The organism is Cupriavidus sp. IK-TO18 (genome assembly GCF_015549295.1).
GTDB lineage: Bacteria > Pseudomonadota > Gammaproteobacteria > Burkholderiales > Burkholderiaceae > Cupriavidus > Cupriavidus oxalaticus_A.
Map to the genome: position 1 here is coordinate 76,519 of NZ_JADGMP010000006.1, position 21,620 is coordinate 98,138.

The following is a 21,620-nucleotide window of genomic DNA, read 5'->3' on the forward strand; positions in this document are numbered from 1 at the left end:
CAAGGGGCGGCGAATCGCTGGCGAGGGTCTCGGGTGGGGGACATGTCCGGTTCCTTGGATGGGATGCGGGGCATTGTCGGCGGCGCTGGCTGAACCCTGCCTGAGCGTTTCGTTCAGCCCGCGTTCAGGCTTTTTGTTGCAAGCTTCGGGCCATGAAGCGCTTTTCCGCGCCGCTGCGGCGCCCCGCCCGCATGCTGTCCGCTGCCGCACTGGCAGCGCTGCTGGCGCTCGCGGCCATGCCTGCCGCACATGCCGATTCTGATCCTGACCGCGCGCGACAACCGGACCGAGAAGGTCGAAGGCATCGACGCTGGCGCCGACGACTACGTGGCCAAGCCCTTCCGCATGGAAGAGCTGCCGGCGCGCATCTGCGCGCTGATCCGTGCGCGCACGGCACGGCTGTGCCGGAGCTGCAATGCGGCCCGGTTCGGATGAATCCGCGCGCCGGCACTGTCACCGTCAACGGCGGGACGGTGGTGCTGACCTCGCTCGCTAGAAAGCCGGGCGCGAACTGGCGCTGGAAGTCGAAGGCAACGGCCATTTTGCCGGCGACCGCCAGGACCTCGTCGAGATGCTCGGCAACCTGCTCGACAACGCCTGCCAGTGGGCGCGCACGCGCGTGCGCGTCACGCTGCGCGAGGCTGGCGGCGAACTGGAAATAGCGGTCGAGGACGATGGGCCGGGCATGCCGCCCGAGGCGCGCGAACTGGCCACCGCCCGCGTCGGCAGGCTGGACGAGGCGGCTGCCGGCAGCGGGCTGGGCCTGGTGATCGCCACCGAGATCGCTGCGATGTACGAAGGCAGCCTGACGCTGGCAACCAGCCCTTTGGGCGGGCTGTCGGCACGTCTGCGCTTGCCGGCAGGCCTGCCCTGATCCGCTTCACAATGCCCTGTCAGTGCGCGCGTGCCGCCATCGCGTCGCGCGTGTCGCGCGCCAGCCCCAGCGCGAAAGCGGTTTCGGCAACCAGGAACAGCGGGCCGATCAGCAGGCCCACCAGGTCGTCGACAAACGCCGGCTTGCGCCCTTCGTAGTAATGGCCGATGAACTGGATAATCCACCCCGCCACGAACAGGCCGGCCCCGGTGGCCAGCCACGCAGCGGTCGGCATGGCGGCAATGTGCGCGCCGGCATAGAGGAAGAGCGCCAGGATCGACGCCATCGCCACGCCGAAGCCCAGCGACAGGCGCAGGTAGAACAGGCACGACAGGATATACACCAGCATCGCCGGGGTCAGGTGGGCGGAGCCGTCGCCCAGCGGCATGGCCGGCCGCGCCAGCAGCGTGGTCACCGCCAGCACGATCATCGGGATGCCGATGAAATGGGTGACGATATTGCGCGAATCTCGGTGGTAGGCGGCGTAGTTGGCCAGGTACTCGATCAGGGTTTTCACGGGGCGTCTCCTTGTGTGCGCAGGCGTGCGCGGAAGCTGCCGCCTGCTGCTGTCCGCGCTCGGGTCGCGATGTGGATTTATAGTAGTGGGCGCATACCGGCGGGTCTGTCTGGTCTTTGACAATCTGCCGGCACACCGGTTTTGACGACCTTTCGCCCCAACAGGAAACAGGAGACCGGCATGGGATCCGCGCCCCCGCCGCACCGCCACGCCCCGCTGCCGGCCCGTGCCGCGCCAGCGCGCGCGCGGCCGCACAACTCGCTGCCGGAGGACGACCCGCTGGCCGCGGTGCGCGCCGGCGCCTGGTTCAGCCACTTGCCGCCGGGGTTGCGCCAGGCACTGCTCGACGACGGCTGCCTGCGCCGGCTGGTGCCCGGCGAGACCTTGTTTGCCCGAGGCGACCGCTTCGACGGCCTGTACTGCGTGGCCAGCGGCACCGTGCAGATCCATGCCAGCGGCGAATCGGGCAAGGCGGCGCTGCTGGGACTGCTCGAGCCCGGCAGCTGGTTCGGCGAGATCTGCCTGTTCGACGGCCTGCCGCGCACGCACGACGCGCGCGCGGTCAGCGCCGCCGCGCTGTGGCACGTGCCGCGCGCGCCGCTGGAGCGGCGCCTGGCGCAGCATCCGGCATGGTGGCAGGCGTTCGGGCGGCTGCTTGCCGCAAGGACGCGCCTGGCCTTCGACTATGTCGAGGAGACACAGCTGCTGCTGCCCGCGGCACGCATTGCCCGGCGCCTGGCCGCGATCGCGCACGGCTACGGCAACCTGCCGGCGCGTGCCGATGCGGTGCTGCGCGTGCGCATCCCGCAGGAACAGCTCGCGCAGATGCTGGGACTGTCGCGCCAGACCGTCAACCACGCCCTGCGCGAACTCGAAGCCCGCGGCCTGCTGCGGCTGGAATACGGCGGTATCGAGCTGCTCGACCTGGCCGCGCTGGAAGTGCTCAACTGAATCCGCCACCGTGGAGGCCTGCCTGCCATGATCACGCTAGAAGCCGCCCAACTCGACGCCTATTGCGCGCGGCTGGGCATCGCCGCCCCGCCCTCGCCCACGCTGGAGGCGCTCGACGCCGTGCTCGGCGCGCAGCTGGCCAGCATTCCGTTCGAGAACATCGACCCGCTGCTGCGGCGGCCGGTCAGCATCGATGTCGACGCCGTTTTCGACAAGCTGGTCACGCGCGGGCGCGGCGGCTACTGCTTCGAACTCAACACGCTGCTGGCGGCGGCGCTGGCAGCGTTCGGCTTCAGCGTGACGCCGCTGGCCGCGCGCGTGCGTTGGGGCGTGCCCGATGCGGTCGAGACCGTGGCGTCGCACATGCTGCTGCGCGTGGAAGTGGCGCATCGCAGCTATGTCGCCGATGTCGGCTTCGGCGGACCCACGCCGTTTCGCGCGATGGCGCTGTCCGCGCCTGCCGACGACGACTTCCCCTACCGGCTCGCCAGCTCCCCGCCGGAAGCGGCCGGCAGCGCATTCCACAGCTTCGACCTGGAGGCGCGCGGCGATACGGGCTGGCTCAAGGTCTACCGCTTCGACCTGACGCCGCAGCCATGGATCGATTTCGGGCCGCGCAACTGGTATGTCTCGACGCATCCGGACAGTGTGTTCCTGCGCCGGCTGATGGCCGCGCGCACCGACGGCGGCACGCGCGTGACGCTGGCCGATGGCGATCTGGCCGAACGCGCGCCGGACGGCAGCGTGCGGCGCCAGCGGCTGGAAACGCCTGAGGCCGTGGTGCAGGTCCTGGACGAACGCTTCGGCATACGGCTCGACGATGCCCTGCGGCACGAACTGATGGCGGCGCTGCCGCCCTTGCTCGCGGCTAACGCGCACGCATGACCGCATGAAATGCGCGGCGTGCGCGCCACCTTGCAGCGTTGCCGTGCCGCGCTGCACCAGACCTTCATGCACGCCGCGCATTGCCCGCAGAAAGAATGCTGATATGGCCGTCATCCGGGCCGTTGCGCTGTGGACTCGGCTGGCGCGCCACCACCATAATGATCCGTCGATGCAGCGTTTGCGCCGCATCGCCAGGACCACAGCGCGGCAGACCCGCCGCCTGCATGAAGCCGGCCGCTGACGCCGGCGCAGCTATACAGGAGACTCCATGTCATTGTTCGATCTGACGGGCAAGGTTGCCATCGTCACCGGCTCCTCGCGCGGCATCGGCCGCGCCATCGCCGAGCAGATGGCCGTCCAGGGCGCCAAGGTAGTGATTTCTTCGCGCAAGGCAGAGGCCTGCCAGGAAGTGGTTGACGCGCTCAATGCACGCCATGGCGCCGGCACGGCCATCGCGGTGCCCGCCAATATCTCGTCGAAGGAAGACCTGCAGCACCTGGTCGACGAAACCAACCGGACCTTCGGCAAGATCGACGTACTGGTTTGCAATGCCGCATCCAACCCGTACTACGGGCCGATGGGCGGCGTCTCGGACGACCAGTTCCGCAAGGTGCTGGACAACAACGTCATTTCCAACCACTGGCTGATCCAGATGGTCGCGCCGCAGATGATCGACCGCAAGGACGGCTCGATCATCATCGTGTCTTCGATCGGCGGCCTGCGCGGCTCGCCGACCATCGGCGTGTACAACATCTCCAAGGCTGCGGATTTCCAGCTGGCGCGCAACCTCGCGGTGGAATTCGGGCCGCACAACGTGCGCGTCAACTGCATCGCGCCGGGCCTGATCAAGACCGACTTCGCGCGCGCGCTGTGGGAAGATCCGGAGCGCTACAAGCAGTCCACGCAGGGCGCCCCGCTGCGCCGCATCGGCGAGCCGATCGAGATTGCCGGCGCGGCCGTGTACCTGGCCTCCGCCGCGAGCAGCTTCATGACCGGCCAGGCGCTGGTGGTCGATGGCGGCGTGACGATCTGACCGGTATCCTGAGTTGTACCTGAGCTTCTGACGCAAGCGTTGCGCGTGCGCCGGCCTGTCCGGGCGCACGCCGCTTTCTTTGCATTGCCCTCAACCTGCAGCGCAGTTACGGGAGGCAGTCATGTCAAGCAATCCGCAAGCGGCCGGCAACTGGCCGGTCATGTCCCTGGCCGAGGCCCATGCCCGGCTGACCGCGCCCGGCTCGCCGTTCGAGACCGAGTCGCGCGTGATCCGCGGCATCCCCACCACAGTCTGGAAGCACGCACCCGCGACGCTGTGCGAACTGTTCCGCGCGACCAGTGCCTTCGGCGACCGCACCTTCGTGGTCTACGAGGACGAGCGCGTTTCCTACGATGCCTTCCGACGCGCCGCCATCGCGCTGGCGCATGCGCTGGTGCGCGACGGCGTGCGCAAGGGCGACCGCGTGGCGCTGGCGATGCGCAACCTGCCGGAGTGGCCGGTGGCGTTCTACGGCGCGCTGCTCGCGGGCGCGATCGTGACGCCGCTGAACGCGTGGTGGACCGGCGCCGAGCTGGAATACGGCTTGGCCGACTCCGGCAGCCGCGTGGCCATCGTCGATGCCGAGCGGCTCGACCGCATCCTCGAGCATCTGCCCGGCTGCCCGTCGCTGGAACGCGTCTACGTCTCGCGCACCGGCGCTGCGACCGGCGATCCTCGCGTCGCCGCACTGGAAAGCGTGATCGGCACCAGCGCCGACTGGGCCGCGCTGCCGCAGCAATCGCCGCCGCAGGTCGGTATCGACCCCGAGGACGATGCCACCATCTTCTATACCTCCGGCACCACCGGCAAACCCAAGGGGGCGCTGGGCACGCACCGCAACTCCGCCACGGTCGCGGCCGCTGGCAGCTTCAGCCCGCTACGCAACCTGCTGCGCCGCGGCGAGCCGATTCCGGCGCCGGACCCCGCGGCCCCGCAGAAGGCCATGCTGCTGGCGGTGCCGTTCTTCCATGTCACCGGCTGCATGGCGGTACTCAACGGCGCGCTCGCCACCGGCGGCAAGATCGTGCTGATGCACCGCTGGGACGCGCTGCGCGGCATGGAGCTGATCGAGCGCGAGCGCTGCACCGCCGCCGGCGGCGTGCCCACCATCGCCTGGCAGATCCTCGAGCATCCGGAGCGCGCGCGCTTCGACCTGTCTTCGCTGGAGAACGTCAACTACGGCGGCGCGCCGGCGTCGCCGGAACTGGTGCGGCGCATCGGCGACGTGTTCCCGACGGCCGCGCCCGGCATCGGCTGGGGCATGACCGAAACCTCTTCGACCTTCACCAGCCACAGCGCCGAGGAATACGTGCTGCGGCCCGACAGCAGCGGTCCGGCGCTGCCGATCGGCGAAATGAAGGTGGTCGACGGACGCGGCCAGGCGCTGCCGCCGGGCGAGACCGGCGAACTGCTGGTACGCGGCGCCAACGTCGTGCGCGGCTACTGGAACAAGCCCGAAGCCACGGCGCAGACCTTTGTCGACGGCTGGCTGCGCACCGGCGACATCGCGCGGCTGGACGAGGAAGGCTATGTCTATATCGTCGACCGCATGAAAGACATGCTGATCCGCGGCGGCGAGAACATCTATTGCATCGAGGTGGAAAGCACGCTGTACGAACATCCTGCGGTGATGGACGCAGCGGTGGTCGGCATGGCGCACAAGACGCTGGGCGAGGAACCGGCGGCCGTGGTCAGCCTCAAGCCAGGCATGCACGCAACCGAAGCCGAATTGCAGGAGTTCGTGCGCGAGCGGCTGGCGGCGTTCAAGGTGCCGGTGCGCATCCTGCTCTACCGGGAGATGCTGCCGCGCAATGCCAATGGCAAGATCCTCAAGTCGAACCTGCGCAAGCTGTTCGACCAGGCAGCCTGACCAGCTGGCGGCGCTCTACTTGACGGGAATCGTCGTGCCGGCCGGAACCGGCACGGCGGTCACGCTGTTCTGCGGGCTGCCGCTGACGATGCGGTCCGAATAGGTCAAGTAGACCAGCGTATTGCGCTTGCGATCGACCGCGCGCACCACATGCAGGGTCTTGAACAGCACCGACATGCGCTCGGAAAAGACGTTGTCCTGCTGCTTCAGCGGCCCCTTGAAGGCGATGGTCCCCACCTGCCGGCACGCGATCGAGGCTTCCGGCGGGTCTTCTGCCATGCCCAGCTGGCCCTTGATGCCGCCGGTGCGGGCCCGCGACACGTAGCAGGTGATGCCCTCGACCTGTGGGTCGTCATAGGCTTCGATGACGACCTTGTCGGAGCCGGTCACGCGGAAATTGGTGCTGACGCTGCCGATCTCCTCGGCATGCGCGCCGCCCGTGGCCGCCGCGCAGGCGGCCAGGGCCAGGATCGTGCAGGATCGCTTCATCATGGTGGATGGCAACGTGTCAGGTCACCGACGACTTGATGTCGCCGTGGCGCTTTTCCATTTCCTGGCGCAGTGCACGGCGCTGCTGGGCGGCGGCAAAGCGCTGGCGCTCGACTTCATCGCGCGGCTCAAGCGGCGGCACTTCCGCCGGGGCGCCGTTGTCGTCGACCGCCACCATGGTGAAGTAGCAGCTGTTGGTGTGGCGCACCAGCTTGCTGCGGATATTCTCGGTCACGACCTTGATGCCGATCTCCATCGAGCTGCGGCCGGTAAAGTTGACCGAGGCCAGGAAGGTCACCAGCTCGCCCACGTGGATGGGCTGGCGGAACACCACCTGGTCAACCGACAGCGTCACCACGTAGCGGCCCGCATAGCGGCTGGCGCAGGCATACGCGACCATGTCCAGGTACTTCAGGATGGTACCGCCGTGGACGTTGCCGGAGAAATTGGCCATGTCCGGCGTCATCAGCACGGTCATGGAAAGCTGGTGGGACAGGTCGTTCATGATGCGGGGAGTTCGGATCGGGGGCGCGGATTGCGGGGGCGGTCGCCCGGGCCGGCTGGCGGCATCCAGGCGCCGGCAGTTTAACCCGGATCGGCCCCGCCGTTGCCGGTCATCGCGCACGGCGCGCAAAACAAAAAAGCGGCCTGCCTGGCCGCTCTTTCACGCTGTGGACGCAAACTGCTTACTTCTTCTTGTTCACCGCGTCCTTGAAACCCTGTCCGGCGGAAAACTTGACCGTCTTGGCGGCCGGGATCTTGATGGTTTCGCCGGTGCGCGGATTGCGTCCGGTGCGCGCGGCGCGCTTGCCGGCGCTGAAGCTGCCAAAACCTACGAGCGTGACCGAATCACCCTTTGCCACTGCCTTCTTGATGCTGTCCAGCGCTGCGTTGAGCGCGCGCTCAGCGGCGGCGTTGCTCAGTTCTGCTTCCGTGGCGATGGCCGATACCAGTTCACCTTTATTCATGGCTGATTTCCCTTGTTGGTCGTCGTCACCGATGTGCTTGCCTGGCGGCAAAACATCGATCGGCGCAGTCTAATCTGCCCCTTGTGCGTTGAGCAATCCCCAGTGGCACCAATGCAACGAAAAAACCCGCAAATCCTTGCTTGAGGCCGGTTAGCGGGCAATTTCCCGCTCTTTTCGCGCTTGTCACGGGCCCGCTTCGGCTGGCTGCGGCGTTGCGCCGCAAGGCAACGCTGTCACGGGCCCGGACCCGGCAAACGCCCGGAATTGGGGCGTCGCACCAAAACGGGTCAGCCGAACATGCCGGCGAAGCGCCATTCTGGCGCATATCAGGCACGGCCGCCGGCGCCCGGCTCCGACGTCCTGCGGGCCCGGTTCCCTGCGCGCGGCATTCCGGTGCGGATTCCGCCCACTCCGGTGCAGCCGGCACCAGGATGCAGCCGCAACTGGAATGCTTTTTGCATACCCATGCGCCCATTTTGAGCATGAGGTCACTATGGACAACTGGAAGACCGGCACCGACGCCATGTTTATCCTGCTTGGCGCCATCATGGTGCTGGCCATGCACGCCGGCTTTGCTTTCCTCGAGCTAGGCACGGTGCGCAAGAAAAACCAGGTCAATGCACTGGTAAAGATTCTGGTGGATTTCGCAGTTTCCACGATTGCCTATTTCTTTATCGGTTACACCATTGCCTACGGCGTGCAATTCATGTCCGGGGCAGAAACGCTGGCCCAGAAAAGCGGTTACGACCTGGTCAAGTTCTTTTTCCTGGCGACTTTTGCCGCCGCCATTCCGGCGATTATCTCGGGCGGTATTGCCGAACGTTCGCGCTTCAATCCGCAACTGGTCGCGACCTTCGTTCTGGTTGGTTTTGTCTATCCCTTCTTCGAAGGCATTGCGTGGAACCAGCGCTACGGGGTGCAGGACTGGATCACACAGGTTGCCGGCGCGCCCTTCCATGACTTTGCCGGCTCGGTGGTCGTGCATGCGCTGGGCGGCTGGATCGCGCTGCCGGCGGTGCTGCTGCTCGGCGCGCGGCGCGGGCGCTACCAGAAGGACGGGCGCATCAGCGCCCATCCGCCTTCCAATATCCCGTTCCTGGCGCTGGGTGCGTGGATCCTGGCAGTGGGCTGGTTCGGCTTCAACGTGATGAGCGCGCAGACCGTCGACAAGATCAGCGGCCTGGTTGCGATCAATTCGCTGATGGCGATGGCCGGTGGCACGCTGGCGGCGTGGGCCGCCGGGCGCAATGATCCCGGCTTTGCCTACAACGGCCCGCTGGCCGGGCTGGTGGCGGTATGCGCCGGTTCGGACCTGATGCACCCGCTGGGCGCACTGATCACGGGCGGAGTTGCGGGCGCCCTCTTCGTCTATATGTTTACGCTGGCGCAGAACAGGTGGCATATCGACGATGTGCTGGGCGTCTGGCCGCTGCACGGGCTGTGCGGCGCCTGGGGCGGCATCGCCGCGGGCATTTTCGGGGCCAGGGCACTGGGCGGGCTGGGCGGCGTGTCGCTCGGCGCGCAGCTGATCGGCACGGTGCTGGGGATCGTGGTGGCGCTGGCGGGTGGCACGCTGGTATACGGCGCGCTCAAGAAGCTGGTCGGCATCCGGCTCGATGCCGAAGGCGAGTTCAACGGCGCGGACCTGACGCTGCACCGCATCTCCGCCACGCCGGAGCGCGAAACCAACTGGTAAGGCGGTTGCGCCGCCCGGCAGCGCCTGGGCAAGCTGGCCTGCCGGCCCGCTTGCCTTGACAATTATTTGCTTGCACTTCGAGGCACGGCATTCCAATAATTGCCGTGCCCACGTATTGCGCCGCGTCAGCGCGCAGGGCTGCACCACTCACCCAAACCGAGAGGACACGCCGATGGATGCCACGACTTTCGACAACCTCAAGACCCTGGTGGTCGCCTATGCCACGCAGTTCGGGGTCAAGATCCTGGCAGCCCTAGCGTTCTGGGTCATCGGCCGATGGCTGATCCATTTTGTGGTACGGATGGTGCAGAACGCGCTCGGCAAGCAGAAGGTCGACCCGACGCTGCTGCGCTATGTGGGTTCGATCGTCACGGTCACGCTGAACGTGGTGCTGGTGATCGGCATCCTCGGCTACTTCGGCATCCAGACCACCACCTTCGCCGCGCTGATTGCCGCCGCCGGCGTGGCCATTGGCATGGCATGGTCGGGACTGATGTCGAATTTCGCGGCCGGCGCGTTCCTGGTGGTGCTGCGGCCGTTCAAGGTGGGTGACTTCGTTACCATTGGCGGCGTCACCGGCACGGTGCGCGAGATCGGGCTGTTCGCCACGTCGCTCGATACGCCGGACAACGTGCAGACCGTGATCGGCAATAACAAGATCTTCAGCGATACCATCCAGAACTTCACCGCCAATCCGTACCGGCGCGTGGAACTGAAGGCCCAGCTGGCGGGCAGCACCGACGTGGCCGATGCGGCGGCGCTGCTCAAGTCGCGCATCGCGCAGATCCCGAACGTGCTGCCGGAACCCGCGGTCGACGTGGAGATCCTGGAATTCACGCTGGTCGGGCCGGTGCTGGCGGTACGCCCACATTGCCACAACGACCATTACTGGCAGGTGTACTTCGACACCAACCGCATCATCCGCGAGTGCTTCGGCCAGGCCGGCTATGCCGCGCCCATGCCGGCACACATGGTGGTCGTACAGCAGGCCGCCGCCTTGCAGCAGGCCGCCTGATTCGTCAGGCAGCCGCCCGGCCAGCGCCGGAGCTGCCGTAGTAACGCATCAACACCGCGCCAGCGCCGCATAGCGCCATCACCACGGCCAGCGGCAGCGCGGTGCCGTCGCGCCACACGCTCACGGCCGCGCCGCCGAGCGTGCCCAGCGAAAACTGCAGCGTACCCATCAGTGCCGAAGCCGTGCCGGCGCGATGCCCCTGGTGCGCCAGCGCCAGCGCCGAAGCATTGGGCGTGACGCAGCCCAGCGCACCGATAAAGACGAAGAACGCCGCCAGCAGCACCGGCAGCGTCGCCAGTCCGGCCAGCGCCGCCACGGCCAGCACCGCGCCCGCGGCGCAAGGCGCCAGCAGCGCCCGTCCCAGGACCTGGTCGAGCGTGCGACCGTGCACCAGCCGGCTGTTGAGCTGCGACATGACGATCAGGCCCAGCGCATTGGCGCCGAACACGAAGCCATAGTGCGACGGCGCAATGCCGTGCAGCTCGATCAGCACGAACGGCGAACCCGAGATATACGCGAACATCCCCGCCGACCCGAAACCGGCCGACATCGAGTAGCCGACGAATTCACGGTCGCGCAGCAGCTCGCCGTAGCTCCTGGCCACGGTGCCAAGCCGCAGCGGCGCCGCCTGGCGCCGGTCCAGCGACTCCTCCATGCGCCAGTGCACCAGCAACAGGATGGCCAGGCCGGCCGCCGCCAGCACCCAGAAGATCGTGCGCCAGCCGGCCGCCGTAAGGATCGCGCCGCCGATGACCGGCGCGAGGATCGGCGCCAGCCCCATCACCAGCATCAGCGACGAAAACGCGCGCGCCGATTCATGGGCCTCGAGCCGGTCGCGGATCACGGCGCGCGCCATCACCATGCCGGCGCAGCCGCCCAGCGCCTGCAGGAAGCGCCACAGCATCAGCGTCTCGGCATTGCGCGCCAGTGCGCATCCGATCGCCGCAACCACATAGAGTCCCAGTCCCAGATACAGCGGCGGCTTGCGGCCAAAGCGGTCGCTGAACGGCCCGTAGAACGCCTGCCCCACGGCAAGGCCGACCAGGAACGTGCCGAGGGTCAGCTGTACCTGGCCGATATCGACGCCAAGGTCGCCCGCCAGCGCGGGAAAGCTCGGCAGGTACATGTCGATCGACAGCGGCGCGATCGCCATCAGCGAGCCGCATATCAAAAGCCAGGCGGGAAAGCGCGCGGTCGAGGCAGCGCTCGGGGAACGGGACATGGAAGAAATCCGGTGCATGCGGTTGCGTGGCGATCACCGCCGCGGGCGATGCCGGGGCGCGGCTGCAAGCCGTTGGAAAGGGGCAATTGTTGCACAACATAACGAAAGCGATGCCGCAGCGGGTTGCACAGGTTTGAAGCACTCGTTCAGGAATATTGCCCTGCCAAGGTCGGGTTCGATGAAGTTGGCAGGATTGGCAAACTTGCCAGATGCTGGAATCAAGCGAGCATCTGACCGGAATGCATGCCATGCGTGCACTGACGCCATGATGGCAGGCGTGGCGTGCCTTTCACGCCTGGCAAGGTGAAGGGTACAATGCCAGCCTGTCGGCGTGAGTGTCGCGTGACATGCGCGGCCGGCCTCGCAGAGACGGACGACAGTACCGCTCCCGGCAACGTTAGCCTGCATGAGAACACGACACACGCCGATTTCCGCTTCGCCTGGCCTGGCCACCCCTGCATGGGTGGCCGCGCTGCTGTTGCCGCTGGCGCTGCATGCGGCACCGGTGCCGGTGCCGGTGCGCAATGCCGCCGCGGCGTCGGCGCCGGCTGCCGCGGTCGACGAAGCCGAACCCCTGTCGCGCATGCTCAAGGGGGCGGCCACGGGCCAGAATACCGGCGCCGCCGGCGTGCCCGAACTGTTGCGCAATACCACGCGCCCCGACAACGTGCTGGCGCGCGCCTGCCGCCAGCTCAACGATGCCCTGCCGATCGAAATCGACGGCGAAACGCGGCTGCGCCGCTGCCAGTCGGTGCCCGGCAAGCACGTGCTGTTCCAGCTGGAACTGACCAATTACCGCGGGCCGATGCTGGATCTCGCCAGCTTCGAGGTCAACTATGCCGCGCCGCTGCAGCGCAATATCTGCGCCAACCGCGACGTGGAAATCCTGACCAAGCTCGGCGTCAGCCTGATGTTCCGCTACATGACCCGCAAGGACCGCGGAGAGCGCCGCATCGGCGATGTCTACATCAATGCGCCGATCTGCACGTCGGCGCTGCGCTGAAGCCGCAACCCGCCAGGAAACAAGAATCGATTGCAAATGACACCACGGTAATGCCGATGGGTGCCGGTTGGCGGTGGTTGGTGCCGGTACCGCCGCCAGCAAAAAAATGGCCCGCATCAGCAGGCCATTTCTTGTTCAGCAGGCAATCGGCGTCACGCCGCGCGCGGCCGCAATGGCAGCACGTTGGCCGCCCTGCGCACCAGCATGCGCGTATCTTTCCAGCCGGCATCGGCCAGCGGCGAACCCCACACCAGCTCATGCAGCCGGGCCAGCGCGAACGGGTTGCCCAGCAGCAGGTGCTTCTGCGCCGGTGTCAGCGCGCGCGGACCATGGGTCAGCGCATGCTCGACCAGCGTTTCGTGGCGCCGGCGTGCCGCTTCGGGCTGCACCGGCCGCGCCGTCGCGGTCGCGCACATCAGCGCATTGGTGACCGGGTCCACCACCGCATCGACAAAGTCAGGCGTGTCCGCGGCGTTCTCGACATGCTGCTGCGTCTCGACGATCTCGCGCGGCACCAGCGTTTCTTCCGGGATCATGAACAGGCCCGCATTGCGCGAGGCACGGCCCAGCGACACGCGCGACAGCATCACCGACAACGGGATCGACATTGCCAGCGACCCGACGATCGGCAGCAGCCACAGCACGTACGACGGGTTCAGCCAGTAGACCAGACCGCCCCACGCAAACCCCAGCGCGGTGTGCCAGCCGTGGCGGCGGAACGCCTCGCCCCAGGTGGTCTCGGCGTCTTCGCGCGGCGGCGATTTCCACGAGATGCCCCAGCCGCTGTAGGCGGCAATCACAAACTTGGTATGGAACAGCATCCGCGTAGGCGCCAGCAGCGCTGACAGCAGCACCTCGACCAGCATGCTGGCAAAGAGCTGCACCGCGCCGCCGTAGCGCCGCGCCTGCTTCATCAGCAGCACCACGCTGGCGAGCTTGGGCAGGAACAGCAGCGTGGCGGTCGCCGAGAACAGCGCCAGCGCCTTCTCCGGGTGCCACTCGGGCCAGGTCGGGAACAGCTGGTACTGCTGCGTGAAATACTCCGGCGGCACCAGCGCATGCTTGGCCAGCATCGCCGTGGACAGCAGCAGGAACAACAGCCACAGCGGCGCCGACAGGTAGGCCATGATGCCGGTCAGGAACACCGCGCGGTGCACCACGTGGAAGCCCTGCTTGAGCCACAGCCGGAAATTCATCAGGTTGCCCTGGCACCAGCGGCGGTCGCGCTTGACTTCGTCGAGCAGGTTCGGCGGCAGTTCTTCGTACGAGCCCTCGAGGTCGTACGCGATCCACACGCCCCAGCCGGCACGGCGCATCAGCGCGGCTTCGACGAAGTCGTGCGACAGGATTTCGCCGGACAGCGGACCGCGGCCCGGCAGCGGCGCCAGCGCGCAATGCTCGATGAACGGCTTGACGCGGATGATGGCGTTATGGCCCCAGTAGTGCGATTCCCCCAGCTGCCAGTAATGCAGGCCCGCGGTGAACAGCGGCCCGTACACGCGCGTGGCGAACTGCTGCACGCGCGCATACAGCGTCTCGCGGCCCACGGCCAGCGGCGCGGTCTGGATGATGCCGGCACCGGGGTTGGCCTCCATCAGCCGCACCAGCGTGGCCAGGCATTCGCCGCTCATCACGCTGTCGGCATCGAGCACCACCATGTAGCGATACTTGCTGCCCCAGCGGCGGCAAAAGTCGGCGACGTTGCCGGTCTTGCGCTTGACGCGGTGGCGGCGCCAGCGATAGAAGATGCGGCCGAAGCCGCCGACCGCGCGGCACAGTTCCATCCACGCATCGTGCTCGGCGGTGCGCAGGTCCGGATTGCCGCTGTCGGACAGCACGATGAAATCGAAATTGGACAGGTGGCTGGTGCGCGCCAGCGATTCATAGGTCGCGCGCAAGCCCGCGAACACCCGCGTCACGTCCTCGTTGCAGATCGGCATGATAATCGCGGTGCGCGCCTCGGGCGCGAGCGGCCCTTCGGGTGCGGCGGAGCGCGAGATCAGATGCCGGTCGCCGCCCTTGGCCAGCACCAGGAAGCCCATCATCGCGGTCCAGAAGCCCGCCGACACCCAGGAGAACAGGATGGCGAACAGGCCCAGGATCGCGATCTCGAGCGGATCGGCCCCGTGGTATGGCAGCACGCTGGTCATGAAGTAGGTGGCCAGCACGGTCTGGATCAGGACCAGGCCCAGCAGGACCCAGCGCCGGTGCGAGCCGGCCGGATGCCACATGCCTTCGGCATCGGGGCCGTCGTGCAGCGTGTCCCAGGTCTCGGGCACGGGCGGGCGGCCCAGCATGCGGCGCCAGGCATTGCGCAGCCAGCCGGTGACGATATGCGGCGGCCACTGGCGCGGCACCATCGAGCTGCGCTCCGGCTCGGGGCCGGTGTCGACCTTGACGGTGCCATCGTCGCGGCGCTGCAGCAGCGGCTCGCCGCCAACCTGAGGGTTGCCGTAGGCGATGGTGAAACGGCGGCCGACCGACGCGTAGGCGCCGCCGCCCTGCGCGGCGGGCGCGTCCTTGGCGGCAAGGCGCGACTGCAGGCGCGAGATCGCTTCCTGCGCGTCGCGGCCATCGCCGCCGACCGGCATGACCGTGCTGACCGGTGCCAGCGATGCCACCGGCGCCGCGGCCGCGGCGGGCATGTCGGCCAGCAGTTCGCTGCGGATTTCAGGCGATACGGGCAGGCGGTCGACATAGCGCTCGCATGCCGCTGCCTGGGCCGGTCGCTGCTTTAGCCTGGGGGTAAGATGTAGCTCCACGTCTCGGATAGGGTTGTATTGCCGTTGCGAAGATAGCCGCGCAACTCTACCGGCTTGGTTTCATCCTTGCGGCGCATCACCATGGTCATGCGCCAGCCGCCGGTCGCTTCATTGCGCTGTACCGACGTCTTCAGCAGTTCACCGTTGGCATCGGCCGAAACCACCGGGTCGATGCGAACGTCAGCGGGCAGCCTGCGGAAGCCCGGGCCTTCAAAGTCCACCACCAGCGAAAAGCTCGTGTCCTCCTTGCTGGCCGACTGGCCCCGGCCCAGCCGTGTCTGGCTCACCCATGACAGCGGCGGCAGCTGTTCGCCGTCCTTCTGCCACAGCAACCGGTACTCGTAGTCGAAGGCCTGCTTCGGCTTGGGCGGGTTGTCCGGCACCCAGTACGCGACGATGTTGTCGTTGGTCTCGTCCGGCGTCGGGATCTGCACCAGCTCGACCCGGCCCGAGCCCCAGTTGCCGCGCGGCTGCACCCAGCCGCTCGGGCGGCGTTCATACCATGCGCCCAGTTCCTGGTAGCTGTTGAAGCTGCGGTCGCGCTGCATCAGCCCGAAGCCCTGCGGGTTGGTCGCCGCGAAAGACGTCACCAGCAGGCGCTTGGGATTGACCAGCGGGCGCCAGACCCATTCGCCGGTACCCAGGTGGATCGACAGGCCGTCCGAGTCATGCACCTCGGGGCGGAAATCCTGCACCGGCGACGGCTGGTTCTCGCCGAACAGATACATGCTGGTCAGCGGCGCCAGGCCCAGCTTGGTCACGTTCTCGCGCAGGAACAGCCGCGACTTGACCTCCATCGCGGTCTCGGCGCCCGGCTTGATGGTGAAGCGGTAGGCGCCGCTCATGCGGCGCGAATCCATCAGTGCATAGACGATGAGCTCCTTGGCATTGGGGCCAGGCCGCTCGATCCAGTATTCGACGAAGCGCGGGAATTCCTCGCCGGAATTGAGCGCGGTGTCCACCGCCAGGCCACGCGCCGAGAGGCCATACCACTGGTCCTTGCCGAGCGCACGGAAATAGCTGGCACCAAGGAACGACGCCAGTTCGTCCTTGCGCTTGCCCTGGTTCAGCGGATACAGGATGCGGAAGCCGGCGAAGCCAAGCCCCTTGAGCTTGGCGGCGTCGACCTTGTGGGGTCCGTAGTTGAACGCGGCGGGATCGAAGCGGAATTCACGCACGCTGTTGCCCACCACTTCATGGATGCGCACCGGCTGGTCGAACACCATGCCCTCATGGAAGAACGACAGCTCGAACGGCGAGCGCGTGCCGCGCCAGGCGAAACGCTCGGGCTTGTACTCGATCTCGCGGTAGCGCTCGTAGGACAGTTCGCGCAGTTCGCGCGGCAGGTTCTGCAGCGGGGCCTTGTATGGCGATGCTGCCAGTTGCTTGGCGCGCGCGGCGACGGTATCGAAATCGAACGCCTGCGCCGTCATGGCGCACAGTGCCAGGATGCTGCCGCCCAGCCATGCCGCGATCCGTACCCCGGCGCGCGCGCTGCGGCGACGGGCCGGCCCGGGGGCGGGCGCGGAAAATATTGCGGACAAGCGTGGCGTGGCGATCTGTGACATGTATGCCAGGGGAACAGTTAAAACGGAATGACCGGCATCGGCGGTCGGGGCGAAGAGCCTTGCAGGCGGCGCCGCAAGGCACGACACAGCAAGAGGCGGGCCGGGTCCAATATGGCGTGGCCCGAACACGGGTCTCGGCGCCCGCGAGGCACTGTGTCCGGTTTGTTGCGATGCGCAATAAACCATAACAATTCGAGACGCCAAAGTCACGTTTCGACCACGCAAGGTTTGAAACAAAATGTTGGTGGGGTTGCCCGAAAGCCGCTCCGGGCAAGGCTTTGCGGGCGTTCAGGTCACACCGGGTCAAGCGCCGGCGAGCGCAAAGCTCGCCGGACCTCCGGACCAGCGTGATCGGCCGGGGTGCGGCCGTCACCCCGCGCTCGACACTTTTAATACGGTGTTACTTTTTAGCGCCTTCGCTGTAGGGATCGAACTTGCCGCTCTTGGCGCCTTCGGAATAGGTATCGAACTTGCCGCTCTTCATCCCGCCCTGGCTGTATGAATCGAACTTCTGCGCCCCGCCCTGGATCGGCTCCATCTGGTCAGGCCGCGCCCCGGGGTTGAGCGAAGTCACGTTGTCGCTTTTTGCGCCATCGGTGTACGTGCTGAATTTGTCCTGCTTGGCCCCATCGGTGTACGTGCTGAATTTGTCCTGCTTGGCGCCGTCGGTGTAGGGATTGAACTTGTCGGCCTTGCCGGTCTGGGCGTGCAGTGTGCCGAAGGCACAGGCACCGGCCAGGCCAATGATGAGATAGCGCAGCTTCATGGAATCTCCTCTCGGGGGAAAGGCGCTTGCCTTTGCGTGTGCGCCGCTGACAGCCGCTGCGGAACAGGGGATGGCAAGCGTTGGGGCAGCAATCAACGCTAGGTCAGCGCTACGCCGGTGTCAACCGCGCCGGCGCCGCCGCAATGCGGCAAAGTGGTCGTCGCCAGCCCGGCATTGCGCTTACAATGCCACCCAAACGACCCATCCGGCTTGCCCGCGCAATGCCTTCCGTCGGCTCGCGGCACGCCAACATGAAGCCAAAGGAATCGTCATGCTGCCTCGGCAAACAGACCGCACTGCCCGCCCGGCCACCCGCGCCGCCATCCGTGCCGCCATCGCCGGCGTGCTCGGCTCCACGCTGCTGCTGGCCGTGGCCGCGCCGGCCCAAGCGTACTTCGACAACTACCTGAGCGGTTCCATCATCGGCACGCTCAACGAGAAGGAAGGTGCCTCGCTGTCGCAATCGGTGCGCAAGGCGCTGAACGATACCGCCGACGGCCAGTCGGTGACGTGGACCTATCCGGCCAGCGGCCGGCGCCAGCAGGTGGATGGCACCATCACCCCTGTTGAAAGCAAGACCGACAAGGGCCAGCAGTGCCGGCGGCTGGAGTCGGAACTCAAGCGCGGCAGTTCGCAGGAGCACTGGAAAGGCTGGTTCTGCAAGCAGCCCAGCGGGCAATGGAAGGCCCGCCACGTCGACGGCTGAAGCAGGCAGCCCGCGCGCGCAGTGCTTAGGCCACGCTCATGCGGCGCGCGACTGCGCCCGCTGCGGCCGCGCGGCCGGATCGATCTGCGCGCTGCCCGGCCGCTCGAACCATTTTGCTTCAGGCACGTAGACAGTCTGCTCCGGCTGCGCCATGAAGTGCGGCGACATGATCTGCACGCCATGCGTGTTGAACTGGTCCTGGATCGCCGCGTGCAGCGCGGATAGCGCATAGAAGCGGTTGCGCGGATCATCCAGCGCGGCAAACAGTTCGTATTCGACATAGAAGTCCGACAAGCCACGCTGCAGCACGAACGGCGTCGGTGACGCCGCCACGTGCTCGGCCTGCGCGGCCGCGGCCAGCAGCATGGCATGGACCTGCCGCCACGGCGTGTCGTAGCCGATGGTGACCGAGGTCGAAATCATCGCGGCCTGCCAGACCTCTTTCGTGCCGGTATCGCGCACGCTGCCGTGCCGGGTGTAGTTGTGGATCGCGCTGCCGACCACCACCGCATTCGGCAGCGTCACCTCTTCATTGCGCAGGTTGATGACCTTGACCGACAGCGCATCGAGCGAGGCCACCGTGCCGACGGTATCGCCGATGCATACCATGTCCCCGCGCCGCAGCGCGCGCGAGTACACCACCACCATGCCGCTCATCAGCTGGTTGACCACGTTGGCCGAGCCCAGCGTCACCATAAAGCCGAGCAGCACCGACAGGCCCTTGAACACATCGCTTTCCGAGCCCGGGATATACGGGTAGGCGAAGGTGAAGCCCAGCGCCCAGATCAACGCCGCGGCCAGGCGCCGCGTGGCGCCGGCGGTCTCGGCATGCAGCCCGGGCACCGAGATCTGGCCCTTCTGCACCGCCTTGAAGATATTCGATACCAGCCGCTGCACCGCGCGCGTGATTAGCAGGATCACCACTACCGTCACCAGCCCTGGCACCGCCCCAACCATCGACACGGCAATGCCTGACAGCAGGTGGAGGATGAACGCGCCCATGCGGTCGCCCATCGGCTGCGTCAGCGGAAACTGTTCGAGCGCGAAGTCCAGCCAGGCAAAGGCCAGCACCAGGACCACGCCGACGGCAACGATCTGCACCAGGCGCGCAACCAGCTGGTAGAGCGTGCCGGTCCAGTCGAACTGCCCGGCCCGGCGTTCGAGGTGCAGCGCCACGTGGCGCTGCAATGCCGAGCGCAGGCGCGCGCGCAGCGTCACGCTGGCGCGCGCGACGCCCCAGGCCAGCGCGGCCAGCACGCCCAGGCCGAGCAGGCTCAGCGCCCCGCCGCGGAACAGGTTGGGCCAGTGCAGGTGCGCGCGCCGCGCGGCAATGGCCTGGCGCAGCGCCGCCGCCGCCTGCGCGCCGGCAGCTTCCAGCGTGAGGTTGTCTTCCGGGGAAAGGTCTTGCATGGCCAGGGCGAACAGCAACCGGTCGCCGAGCCGGAACGCGATCATCGGCGCGTCGCCGAGGGTGCCGCTGAGCTGCCCGAGCGGCTGGGCCAGTTCGGCTTCGGTGAGACCGTCGAACAACTGCTGGGCGCGCGCTACGCGCATGGCCGGCGTCGCGCCGCCGATGGCTGCGCGCAGCGTGGCGATGGGACGGTCCATCAGCCGCAGTTCCGCGACTTCGCCGCTGGGCACGGCGATCGGGACTGGTGCCGTTGCCGGTGCCAGCGTGGCCGCCCATGCCGGCAGGCACAGCAGCGCCAGCGTCCACAGGATTGCGATTCGCCGCCACCAAGCTGCAAGCGCTGCCATAGACGCTCCTGTCCGAGGGTTGCATTGCGCTGGCCCGGCACTGCAGGCCAGGCCGGCACGATGCCCGCTAGCATAGCGTGCACAGCTGCGCACGCAAAGCCGTCGCGCAGGAACGAAAAAAAGGAGGCCGTAGCCTCCTGTCTCGATCCGCCGCAACGACCCTGCCTTTCCCCCCGGAAGGCACGGCATGGCGTGCCACAGGGCTGTTGTTCACGCGGCAGGGTCATGTGGACATGACCCCGCCGTCGTGCCACGCCATCGCAGCGCAGCGGCATGGCGGCACGGACGCCGGCCGCTTCCCCGCTTGCCGGGGAACCGGGCACCGGGCGCCCGCCGCCATCGGCAGCGCGCTCAGGCGCCTTTCTTCGTCATCGGGTCCTTGGTAGAGGGAGCGTGGCTCTTGTTTTTCTTGGCGCTGGTCTTCTTGGCCTTGGCCTTCTGCGTGCCGTCGGCCTTGGCCGGCGCAGCCTTGTCGGCAGCCGGTGCCGCCGGCGTGGCGGGGGTTGCCGGAGTGGCCGGCGTTGCCTGCGCCATCGCGCCCGCACCGAACATTGCCAGCGACAGCATGACGATCCACTTCTTCATTTCGGTCTCCTCGTGAGCCCTGCGTGTAGGAATGCCTGCAATGACCGGCACGCGATTCGCGCCGGGTCATTTGCATCAACGAGGACGGTTTGCACGCGGTTGACCGGGACAAACCCTGACAGGAGCATCGACGCCGCCGGCGGGGTCCGGCTCAACTCAGCGCCTCAACTCAGCGGCACAGCCTGCGCAGCAGTTCACCCGCGATCGTGCCGGGGCCGGCAGGCTGGAAGGTGCCGTACTGCGGCGCGCGGATCGTATAGAGCGAATTGCCGCGCGCGTAGCGCTTGCTGTACAGCGTCTGCTCGACCACCGCGAACATCGACGTGGCACAGTCGAGCACCATGCGCTTGAGCGACGAGCGGATCGGTTCGCCGTTGGCGGTGCGGATCACCCCCGACGGTGAGTTGCGCATCAGCACGACACCGACCTGCGTGCCCTGGCGCCGGGTCGCCGACTGGTCGAAGTACGAGACCACGCCGTTGGCCCCCATCAGCGGCAACCAGCGCTGCGGGTCGGGTGCACCAGGGTCGGGCGCTGCCACCAGACGGCAGCCTTCCCTGGGCGTGGAGCGGAACACGGTGCCGGCGTCCGGCGCCTGGCACTCGTAAAGGCCGGCGGCCGCGGCCGGACGCTGGGCCGGCATGGCGCTGCCTTCGGCATGAGCGGCCGGGACGGCCAGGCCGAACATGCAGCCCGCCAGCGCGGCCGCATGCCCAAAAACACGGAACATCATTGAATTGCCCTCGTATAGACGGGAAAAGCGAGCCGCATTGTCGCACACGAAAGGCACGATGTGGCCGCCATGCACCGGTTGCGCACACGCACGCAAATGTCGTCGCCCCGCCCTCCGGGCCAGCAATGTGCTAACTCGTGTACTACAAATAGGGTATGGAGGCCGGCCATGCGTGGCGACGCCCGTTGCGGCGCCGCCCCATGCGAGGTCCGACAGCAA

General features: G+C 67.3%; 21 protein-coding genes. 10 read left to right on the forward strand and 11 right to left on the reverse strand.

Annotated features, from left to right (window positions below; translation table 11 throughout):
* Positions 1–249: 249 nt before the first annotated feature.
* Both IPF36_RS34515 and IPF36_RS04295 read left to right on the forward strand, forming a co-directional pair.
* Entirely contained in the window at positions 250–435 is a 186-nt protein-coding gene (locus IPF36_RS34515; protein ID WP_304524019.1) for a response regulator, read from the forward strand.
* Positions 436–517: 82 nt separating this feature from the next.
* The gene (locus tag IPF36_RS04295; protein WP_255519681.1) at positions 518–874 is read left to right on the forward strand and encodes an ATP-binding protein; all 357 of its coding nucleotides are present in this window, start codon (positions 518–520) and stop codon (positions 872–874) included.
* Between the two features lie 19 nt (positions 875–893).
* On the opposite strand, the gene IPF36_RS04300 is transcribed toward IPF36_RS04295, so the two are convergent.
* Entirely contained in the window at positions 894–1,391 is a 498-nt protein-coding gene (locus IPF36_RS04300) for a DUF962 domain-containing protein (RefSeq protein WP_135702576.1), read from the reverse strand.
* A 180-nt stretch (positions 1,392–1,571) separates the two neighbouring features.
* On the opposite strand from IPF36_RS04300, the gene IPF36_RS04305 reads away from it, so the two are divergent.
* The 4 genes from IPF36_RS04305 to IPF36_RS04320 all read left to right on the forward strand — a co-directional run bounded on the left by IPF36_RS04305 (position 1,572) and on the right by IPF36_RS04320 (position 6,130).
* Positions 1,572–2,342, forward strand: coding sequence for a Crp/Fnr family transcriptional regulator (locus IPF36_RS04305; RefSeq protein ID WP_135702574.1), 771 nt, complete (start codon positions 1,572–1,574; stop codon positions 2,340–2,342).
* Positions 2,343–2,369: 27 nt separating this feature from the next.
* A complete protein-coding gene (locus tag IPF36_RS04310; RefSeq protein WP_195427387.1) occupies positions 2,370–3,227 on the forward strand; it encodes an arylamine N-acetyltransferase in 858 nt (285 codons plus the stop codon).
* A 268-nt stretch (positions 3,228–3,495) separates the two neighbouring features.
* Positions 3,496–4,260 carry an SDR family oxidoreductase gene (locus IPF36_RS04315; RefSeq protein ID WP_135702570.1) on the forward strand — a complete coding sequence of 255 codons (765 nt, stop codon included), beginning with the start codon at positions 3,496–3,498 and terminating at the stop codon, positions 4,258–4,260.
* 121 nt (positions 4,261–4,381) lie between these two features.
* Positions 4,382–6,130 (forward strand): class I adenylate-forming enzyme family protein, encoded by a 1,749-nt coding sequence (locus tag IPF36_RS04320; protein ID WP_195427388.1) that lies wholly within the window; start codon positions 4,382–4,384, stop codon positions 6,128–6,130.
* 15 nt (positions 6,131–6,145) lie between these two features.
* Here the strand turns inward: IPF36_RS04320 and IPF36_RS04325 are convergent, their stop codons facing one another.
* From IPF36_RS04325 to IPF36_RS04335, 3 genes are all read right to left on the reverse strand, one after another.
* The gene (locus tag IPF36_RS04325; RefSeq protein WP_133093333.1) at positions 6,146–6,619 is read right to left on the reverse strand and encodes a CreA family protein; all 474 of its coding nucleotides are present in this window, start codon (positions 6,617–6,619) and stop codon (positions 6,146–6,148) included.
* Positions 6,620–6,638: 19 nt separating this feature from the next.
* Positions 6,639–7,124, reverse strand: a complete 486-nt coding sequence (locus tag IPF36_RS04330) for an acyl-CoA thioesterase (RefSeq protein ID WP_133093205.1) — start codon at positions 7,122–7,124, stop codon at positions 6,639–6,641.
* Between the two features lie 181 nt (positions 7,125–7,305).
* Positions 7,306–7,587, reverse strand: a complete 282-nt coding sequence (locus IPF36_RS04335) for an HU family DNA-binding protein (protein WP_029047409.1) — start codon at positions 7,585–7,587, stop codon at positions 7,306–7,308.
* Between the two features lie 493 nt (positions 7,588–8,080).
* On the opposite strand from IPF36_RS04335, the gene IPF36_RS04340 reads away from it, so the two are divergent.
* Positions 8,081–9,283, forward strand: coding sequence for an ammonium transporter (locus tag IPF36_RS04340; RefSeq protein WP_133093206.1), 1,203 nt, complete (start codon positions 8,081–8,083; stop codon positions 9,281–9,283).
* A 172-nt stretch (positions 9,284–9,455) separates the two neighbouring features.
* Positions 9,456–10,298 carry a mechanosensitive ion channel family protein gene (locus IPF36_RS04345; protein WP_135702566.1) on the forward strand — a complete coding sequence of 281 codons (843 nt, stop codon included), beginning with the start codon at positions 9,456–9,458 and terminating at the stop codon, positions 10,296–10,298.
* 4 nt (positions 10,299–10,302) lie between these two features.
* Here the strand turns inward: IPF36_RS04345 and IPF36_RS04350 are convergent, their stop codons facing one another.
* Positions 10,303–11,520 (reverse strand): Bcr/CflA family multidrug efflux MFS transporter, encoded by a 1,218-nt coding sequence (locus IPF36_RS04350; RefSeq protein WP_133093208.1) that lies wholly within the window; start codon positions 11,518–11,520, stop codon positions 10,303–10,305.
* A gap of 406 nt (positions 11,521–11,926) precedes the next feature.
* Between IPF36_RS04350 and IPF36_RS04355 the strand changes: the two genes are divergently transcribed.
* Positions 11,927–12,523 carry a hypothetical protein gene (locus IPF36_RS04355; RefSeq protein WP_135702564.1) on the forward strand — a complete coding sequence of 199 codons (597 nt, stop codon included), beginning with the start codon at positions 11,927–11,929 and terminating at the stop codon, positions 12,521–12,523.
* A 152-nt stretch (positions 12,524–12,675) separates the two neighbouring features.
* Here the strand turns inward: IPF36_RS04355 and mdoH are convergent, their stop codons facing one another.
* From mdoH to IPF36_RS04370, 3 genes are all read right to left on the reverse strand, one after another.
* A complete protein-coding gene (gene mdoH / locus IPF36_RS04360; protein ID WP_195427389.1) occupies positions 12,676–15,285 on the reverse strand; it encodes a glucans biosynthesis glucosyltransferase MdoH in 2,610 nt (869 codons plus the stop codon).
* Positions 15,258–16,853, reverse strand: a complete 1,596-nt coding sequence (locus IPF36_RS04365; protein ID WP_133093210.1) for a glucan biosynthesis protein G — start codon at positions 16,851–16,853, stop codon at positions 15,258–15,260. The genes mdoH and IPF36_RS04365 overlap by 28 nt, the downstream gene beginning before the upstream one ends.
* Before the next feature lie 400 nt (positions 16,854–17,253).
* Positions 17,254–17,619 carry a hypothetical protein gene (locus IPF36_RS04370; RefSeq protein ID WP_195427390.1) on the reverse strand — a complete coding sequence of 122 codons (366 nt, stop codon included), beginning with the start codon at positions 17,617–17,619 and terminating at the stop codon, positions 17,254–17,256.
* A 271-nt stretch (positions 17,620–17,890) separates the two neighbouring features.
* Between IPF36_RS04370 and IPF36_RS04375 the strand changes: the two genes are divergently transcribed.
* Positions 17,891–18,325 carry an RT0821/Lpp0805 family surface protein gene (locus tag IPF36_RS04375; protein WP_195427391.1) on the forward strand — a complete coding sequence of 145 codons (435 nt, stop codon included), beginning with the start codon at positions 17,891–17,893 and terminating at the stop codon, positions 18,323–18,325.
* Between the two features lie 36 nt (positions 18,326–18,361).
* Here the strand turns inward: IPF36_RS04375 and IPF36_RS04380 are convergent, their stop codons facing one another.
* The 3 genes from IPF36_RS04380 to IPF36_RS04390 all read right to left on the reverse strand — a co-directional run bounded on the left by IPF36_RS04380 (position 18,362) and on the right by IPF36_RS04390 (position 21,401).
* The gene (locus IPF36_RS04380) at positions 18,362–20,083 is read right to left on the reverse strand and encodes a mechanosensitive ion channel family protein (RefSeq protein ID WP_195427392.1); all 1,722 of its coding nucleotides are present in this window, start codon (positions 20,081–20,083) and stop codon (positions 18,362–18,364) included.
* Positions 20,084–20,434: 351 nt separating this feature from the next.
* Entirely contained in the window at positions 20,435–20,668 is a 234-nt protein-coding gene (locus IPF36_RS04385) for a hypothetical protein (RefSeq protein WP_195427393.1), read from the reverse strand.
* Between the two features lie 169 nt (positions 20,669–20,837).
* Complete coding sequence (locus tag IPF36_RS04390; protein WP_133093215.1) at positions 20,838–21,401, reverse strand: surface-adhesin E family protein; 564 nt, start codon at positions 21,399–21,401, stop codon at positions 20,838–20,840.
* Positions 21,402–21,620 lie beyond the last annotated feature (219 nt).

Coding starts and splice junctions, on each gene's coding strand:
- IPF36_RS04325 (WP_133093333.1), bottom strand. CDS start 6,619: ATGAAGCGATCCTGCACGATCCTGGCCCTGGCCGCCTGCGCGGCGGCC.
- IPF36_RS04370 (WP_195427390.1), bottom strand. CDS start 17,619: ATGAAGCTGCGCTATCTCATCATTGGCCTGGCCGGTGCCTGTGCCTTC.
- IPF36_RS04385 (WP_195427393.1), bottom strand. CDS start 20,668: ATGAAGAAGTGGATCGTCATGCTGTCGCTGGCAATGTTCGGTGCGGGC.
- IPF36_RS04310 (WP_195427387.1), top strand. CDS start 2,370: ATGATCACGCTAGAAGCCGCCCAACTCGACGCCTATTGCGCGCGGCTG.
- IPF36_RS04345 (WP_135702566.1), top strand. CDS start 9,456: ATGGATGCCACGACTTTCGACAACCTCAAGACCCTGGTGGTCGCCTAT.
- IPF36_RS04375 (WP_195427391.1), top strand. CDS start 17,891: ATGCTGCCTCGGCAAACAGACCGCACTGCCCGCCCGGCCACCCGCGCC.
- IPF36_RS04305 (WP_135702574.1), top strand. CDS start 1,572: ATGGGATCCGCGCCCCCGCCGCACCGCCACGCCCCGCTGCCGGCCCGT.
- IPF36_RS04380 (WP_195427392.1), bottom strand. CDS start 20,083: ATGGCAGCGCTTGCAGCTTGGTGGCGGCGAATCGCAATCCTGTGGACG.
- IPF36_RS04315 (WP_135702570.1), top strand. CDS start 3,496: ATGTCATTGTTCGATCTGACGGGCAAGGTTGCCATCGTCACCGGCTCC.
- IPF36_RS04340 (WP_133093206.1), top strand. CDS start 8,081: ATGGACAACTGGAAGACCGGCACCGACGCCATGTTTATCCTGCTTGGC.
- IPF36_RS04350 (WP_133093208.1), bottom strand. CDS start 11,520: ATGTCCCGTTCCCCGAGCGCTGCCTCGACCGCGCGCTTTCCCGCCTGG.
- IPF36_RS04365 (WP_133093210.1), bottom strand. CDS start 16,853: ATGTCACAGATCGCCACGCCACGCTTGTCCGCAATATTTTCCGCGCCC.
- IPF36_RS04355 (WP_135702564.1), top strand. CDS start 11,927: ATGAGAACACGACACACGCCGATTTCCGCTTCGCCTGGCCTGGCCACC.
- IPF36_RS04335 (WP_029047409.1), bottom strand. CDS start 7,587: ATGAATAAAGGTGAACTGGTATCGGCCATCGCCACGGAAGCAGAACTG.
- IPF36_RS04320 (WP_195427388.1), top strand. CDS start 4,382: ATGTCAAGCAATCCGCAAGCGGCCGGCAACTGGCCGGTCATGTCCCTG.
- IPF36_RS34515 (WP_304524019.1), top strand. CDS start 250: ATGCCGATTCTGATCCTGACCGCGCGCGACAACCGGACCGAGAAGGTC.
- IPF36_RS04330 (WP_133093205.1), bottom strand. CDS start 7,124: ATGAACGACCTGTCCCACCAGCTTTCCATGACCGTGCTGATGACGCCG.
- IPF36_RS04390 (WP_133093215.1), bottom strand. CDS start 21,401: ATGATGTTCCGTGTTTTTGGGCATGCGGCCGCGCTGGCGGGCTGCATG.